Below are 5751 nucleotides of genomic sequence, written 5' to 3'. Positions count from 1 at the left end.
TTTTGTCTCAACGCTGTTTGAAAATTTGATATCTGAAGAGATATGTGGGCGGTTTGGTTCATTCGATGGATCAACGTCTGTATATCGCGCTCTTAGGCTTCGGTCGATGATAGAGTGTCAGCTTCACTGTTTGGACGGCTTTCGACTACTTTGTAGTCTCAAGCACAACAAACAGAGAATGGCTTGTATCTTTCAGTAAGGGATACAGGTCGATGTGCAGAGGTTCGACGTCAAGGATAAGCTAGCAATAGCTTTTCAACTTGAGAGTTTGATCCTGGCTCAGAACGAACGCTGGCGGCAGGCCTAACACATGCAAGTCGAGCGAGACCTTCGGGTCTAGCGGCGGACGGGTTAGTAACGCGTGGGAACGTGCCCTTCTCTGCGGAATAGCCACTGGAAACGGTGAGTAATACCGCATACGCCCTTCGGGGGAAAGATTTATCGGAGAAGGATCGGCCCGCGTTAGATTAGATAGTTGGTGGGGTAATGGCCTACCAAGTCTACGATCTATAGCTGGTTTTAGAGGATGATCAGCAACACTGGGACTGAGACACGGCCCAGACTCCTACGGGAGGCAGCAGTGGGGAATCTTAGACAATGGGCGCAAGCCTGATCTAGCCATGCCGCGTGTGTGATGAAGGTCTTAGGATCGTAAAGCACTTTCGCCAGGGATGATAATGACAGTACCTGGTAAAGAAACCCCGGCTAACTCCGTGCCAGCAGCCGCGGTAATACGGAGGGGGTTAGCGTTGTTCGGAATTACTGGGCGTAAAGCGTACGTAGGCGGATCAGAAAGTAAGGGGTGAAATCCCAGGGCTCAACCCTGGAACTGCCTCTTAAACTCCTGGTCTTGAGTTCGAGAGAGGTGAGTGGAATTCCAAGTGTAGAGGTGAAATTCGTAGATATTTGGAGGAACACCAGTGGCGAAGGCGGCTCACTGGCTCGATACTGACGCTGAGGTACGAAAGTGTGGGGAGCAAACAGGATTAGATACCCTGGTAGTCCACACCGTAAACGATGAATGCCAGTCGTCGGGCAGTATACTGTTCGGTGACACACCTAACGGATTAAGCATTCCGCCTGGGGAGTACGGTCGCAAGATTAAAACTCAAAGGAATTGACGGGGGCCCGCACAAGCGGTGGAGCATGTGGTTTAATTCGAAGCAACGCGCAGAACCTTACCAACCCTTGACATCCTGTGCTAACCCGAGAGATCGGGCGTCCACTTCGGTGGCGCAGTGACAGGTGCTGCATGGCTGTCGTCAGCTCGTGTCGTGAGATGTTCGGTTAAGTCCGGCAACGAGCGCAACCCACATCCTTAGTTGCCAGCAGTTCGGCTGGGCACTCTAAGGAAACTGCCCGTGATAAGCGGGAGGAAGGTGTGGATGACGTCAAGTCCTCATGGCCCTTACGGGTTGGGCTACACACGTGCTACAATGGCAGTGACAATGGGTTAATCCCCAAAAGCTGTCTCAGTTCGGATTGGGGTCTGCAACTCGACCCCATGAAGTCGGAATCGCTAGTAATCGTGGAACAGCATGCCACGGTGAATACGTTCCCGGGCCTTGTACACACCGCCCGTCACACCATGGGAGTTGGTTCTACCCGACGGCCGTGCGCCAACCTTTCGAGGAGGCAGCGGACCACGGTAGGATCAGCGACTGGGGTGAAGTCGTAACAAGGTAGCCGTAGGGGAACCTGCGGCTGGATCACCTCCTTTCTAAGGATGTTCCTAGCCAGTTGAGCTTGCTCAACTCATGGAACACTTAGCAGGTCGGCATACAAAGCCGGCCAATATTAGAACCGAGCCGTCCTCATATCTCTTCAGAAAATAGGTCCTGCGCTGCATGCGTAGGTCTCAAAAGTTTGGGGCCTTAGCTCAGCTGGGAGAGCGCCTGATTTGCATTCAGGAGGTCAGGAGTTCGATCCTCCTAGGCTCCACCAAGCCTTTTGCAAAGCAAAAGGCGTCGCCCTGGCAGTCGTTGCGCAGCAACGATGAGAAGGGCAGCGTAACGGTCCTTAAATCTCAACCACTAAGGGCTGGTTCCTCTCGGGCCATTCCTTCGGAATGCCCTGCCGGAACGACGAGTTTTGCCTTCGGCAAAATCTCTGGGTCGGTAGCTCAGGTGGTTAGAGCGCACGCCTGATAAGCGTGAGGTCGGAGGTTCAAGTCCTCCTCGACCCACCACTCCTAACCAGAGTGACATTCGGACATATCATCAAGCACATAATCATGTGTTTGATCGTCTGTCCGCAGACGAATTGACATCGTAAAGAGAGATACTAACAACATGTTTGATCGCCCCGCGTTAGGGGATGATCTCGGTTGCTGCCCTTCGGGGCCGGTGTTTGACTGGCTGTTTCCTCGGCCTCTCAGACATATCGCGACCGAAACGAATATGTTGTCCAAGTCAAGTACACTAACCAGAGCGATGACGCGGACCTCCTGCACGGACGGTTCGCTATCTGCATCGCTCATTTGTCCAGACGATAGTCTGGGCGGGTAAAAGTATGCTTTTGATACAGGATAAGAGGATCAGTTTCTTACCAGCTTCTGATCTTCGCGCGAGACGCTAAGTCTTGCTTTTTCTGGATCAAATCAAGCGCGAAAAGGGCGTTTGGTGAATGCCTTGGCAGTAAGAGGCGATGAAAGACGTGATACTCTGCGATAAGCCATGGGGAGCTGAGAATAAGCTTTGATCCATGGATTTCTGAATGGGGCAACCCACCTGATACTTTGTTATTACTGCACTTCGGTGCAGCTAATAACTTGGTAAACCAGGTATTTTTAGGCTGAATATATAGGCTTAAAAAGGCAAACCCGGGGAACTGAAACATCTAAGTACCCGGAGGAAAGGAAATCAATATGATACTCCCCTAGTAGCGGCGAGCGAACGGGGACCAGCCGAGCCATGAGTGTGGTTAGAATGCGTTGGAATGCGCAACCAAAGTGGGTGATAGTCCCGTATAAGAAGCATGATTGGACGTATTAAGTAGGGCGGAACACGTGAAATTCTGTCTGAAGATCGGAGGACCACCTTCGAAGGCTAAGTACTCCTTACTGACCGATAGTGAACCAGTACCGTGAGGGAAAGGTGAAAAGCACCCCGACGAGGGGAGTGAAACAGTACCTGAAACCGAACGCCTACAAACAGTTGGAGGGACCTTGCGTCCTGACAGCGTACCTTTTGTATAATGGGTCATCGACTTGGTCTCACGAGCAAGCTTAAGCCGTTAGGTGTAGGCGTAGCGAAAGCGAGTCTTAATAGGGCGTTGAGTTCGTGGGATCAGACCCGAAACCGAGTGATCTAGGCATGGCCAGGTTGAAGATAAGGTAACACTTATTGGAGGACCGAACCCACATCTGTTGAAAAAGATCGGGATGAGCTGTGCCTAGGGGTGAAAGGCCAATCAAACTCGGAGATAGCTGGTTCTCTGCGAAATCTATTTAGGTAGAGCGTCGACCGAATACCCTCGGGGGTAGAGCACTGGATGGGTAATGGGGCCCCACAGGCTTACTGATCCTAACCAAACTCCGAATACCGAGGAGTACTAGTCGGCAGACACACGGCGAATGCTAACGTCCGTCGTGAAGAGGGAAACAACCCTAACCTCCAGCTAAGGCCCCTAATTCATGGCTAAGTGGGAAAGCAGGTGAGACGACCAAAACAACCAGGAGGTTGGCTTAGAAGCAGCCATCCTTTAAAGATAGCGTAACAGCTCACTGGTCTAAATAAGTTGTCTTGCGGCGAAGATGTAACGGGGCTCAAGCCATGAGCCGAAGCTGAGGATGCATTTATTGCATGGTAGCAGAGCGTAGTGTGACATAGTTCCATGTGTCCTTACCTACTTAGGTAGGATTGGACACAAGGAGCTTTCTGTGAAGCTGGCGCGTGAGCGATCCGGTGGAGAGATCACTAGTGAGAATGATGACATGAGTAGCGACAAAGAGTGTGAGAGACACTCTCGCCGAAAGTCCAAGGGTTCCTGCTTAAAGCTAATCTGAGCAGGGTAAGCCGACCCCTAAGGCGAGGCCGAAAGGCGTAGTCGATGGGAACCAGGTTAATATTCCTGGGCCAGATGGAAGTGACGGATCTCGAGGGTAGTTCATCCTTATCGGATTGAATGGGCTGCTTAGAGGTCCCTGGAAATAGCTCCATCGCTAGATCGTACCCTAAACCGACACAGGTGGACAGGTAGAGAATACCAAGGCGCTTGAGAGAACTATGTTGAAGGAACTCGGCAAAATACCTCCGTAAGTTCGCGAGAAGGAGGCCCGGTTTCTAGGCAACTAGAGGCTGGGGGCACAAACCAGGGGGTGGCGACTGTTTATTAAAAACACAGGGCTCTGCGAAGTCGCAAGACGACGTATAGGGTCTGACGCCTGCCCGGTGCCTGAAGGTTAAAAGGAGGGGTGAGAGCTCTGAATTGAAGCCCAGGTAAACGGCGGCCGTAACTATAACGGTCCTAAGGTAGCGAAATTCCTTGTCGGGTAAGTTCCGACCTGCACGAATGGCGTAACGACTTCCCCGCTGTCTCCAACATAGACTCAGCGAAATTGAATTACCGGTCAAGATGCCGGTTACCCGCGGTTAGACGGAAAGACCCCGTGCACCTTTACTACAGCTTCACACTGGCATTAGGCCGAACATGTGCAGGATAGGTGGTGGGCTTTGAAACCGAGACGCCAGTCTCGGTGGAGCCTCCCTTGAGATACCACCCTTGTTCTGCTTGATGTCTAACCGCGGACCGTTATCCGGTTCCGGGACCCTGTGTGGCGGGTAGTTTGACTGGGGCGGTCGCCTCCTAAATCGTAACGGAGGCGCGCGAAGGTTGGCTCAGAGCGGTCGGAAATCGCTCGTTGAGTGCAATGGCAGAAGCCAGCCTGACTGCGAGACTGACAAGTCGAGCAGAGTCGAAAGACGGCCATAGTGATCCGGTGGTCCCAAGTGGGAGGGCCATCGCTCAACGGATAAAAGGTACGCCGGGGATAACAGGCTGATACTGCCCAAGAGTCCATATCGACGGCAGTGTTTGGCACCTCGATGTCGGCTCATCTCATCCTGGGGCTGGAGCAGGTCCCAAGGGTACGGCTGTTCGCCGTTTAAAGAGGTACGTGAGCTGGGTTTAGAACGTCGTGAGACAGTTCGGTCCCTATCTTCCGTGGGTGTAGGATACTTGAGAGGAGTTGCCCCTAGTACGAGAGGACCGGGGTGAACGATCCACTGGTGGACCAGTTGTTATGCCAATAGCAGTGCTGGGTAGCTATGATCGGACAGGATAACCGCTGAAGGCATCTAAGCGGGAAGCCCCCCTCAAAACAAGGTATCCCTGAGAGCCGAGGTAGACCACCTCGTCGATAGGCCAGAGATGTAAGCGTGGTAACACGTTCAGTTGACTGGTACTAATTGCTCGATAGGCTTGATTTGATCCAGTAGAAGCAAGACTGCTTAACTGGGCAAAAGCATACACATACAATCAGTTGTACATGACTTGGAATTAACAGCGCTCCGCACTTCAGTAGTGACGCCGTCACTCTGCAGAGCAGAGCCCTGTATCAGGAATTTATTTGGTTTGGTGATCATAGCGCGAGCAAAACACCTGGTCCCATCCCGAACCCAGCCGTTAAGTGCCGTAGCGCCGATGGTACTGCGTCTTAAGACGTGGGAGAGTAGGTCATCGCCAAACCTAATAAGTTCCTGATATTAAGTATCTCTCGACGATGAACAGAATAACAAAACCGCCGCAGCT

General features: G+C 52.2%; 2 tRNA genes and 3 rRNA genes. All 5 read left to right on the top strand.

The features are described from left to right. The first annotated feature begins 256 nt into the window (after positions 1–256). Positions 257–1720: ribosomal RNA gene (locus tag J3456_RS19320) — 16S ribosomal RNA — on the top strand. Positions 1721–1868: 148 nt separating this feature from the next. Beyond that, positions 1869–1944: transfer RNA gene (locus J3456_RS19315), tRNA-Ala, on the top strand. Positions 1945–2111: 167 nt separating this feature from the next. Continuing rightward, positions 2112–2188: transfer RNA gene (locus J3456_RS19310), tRNA-Ile, on the top strand. Positions 2189–2597: 409 nt separating this feature from the next. After that, positions 2598–5429: ribosomal RNA gene (locus tag J3456_RS19305) — 23S ribosomal RNA — on the top strand. Between the two features lie 144 nt (positions 5430–5573). After that, a 5S ribosomal RNA gene (rrf, locus tag J3456_RS19300) occupies positions 5574–5688 on the top strand. Together the 16S, 23S and 5S rRNA genes with 2 tRNA genes alongside form the textbook arrangement of a ribosomal RNA operon. Positions 5689–5751 lie beyond the last annotated feature (63 nt).

This window comes from Sulfitobacter sp. NFXS29 (assembly GCF_040148765.1).
GTDB lineage: Bacteria > Pseudomonadota > Alphaproteobacteria > Rhodobacterales > Rhodobacteraceae > Sulfitobacter.
This window is presented reverse-complemented; position numbering and strand designations above follow the sequence as displayed.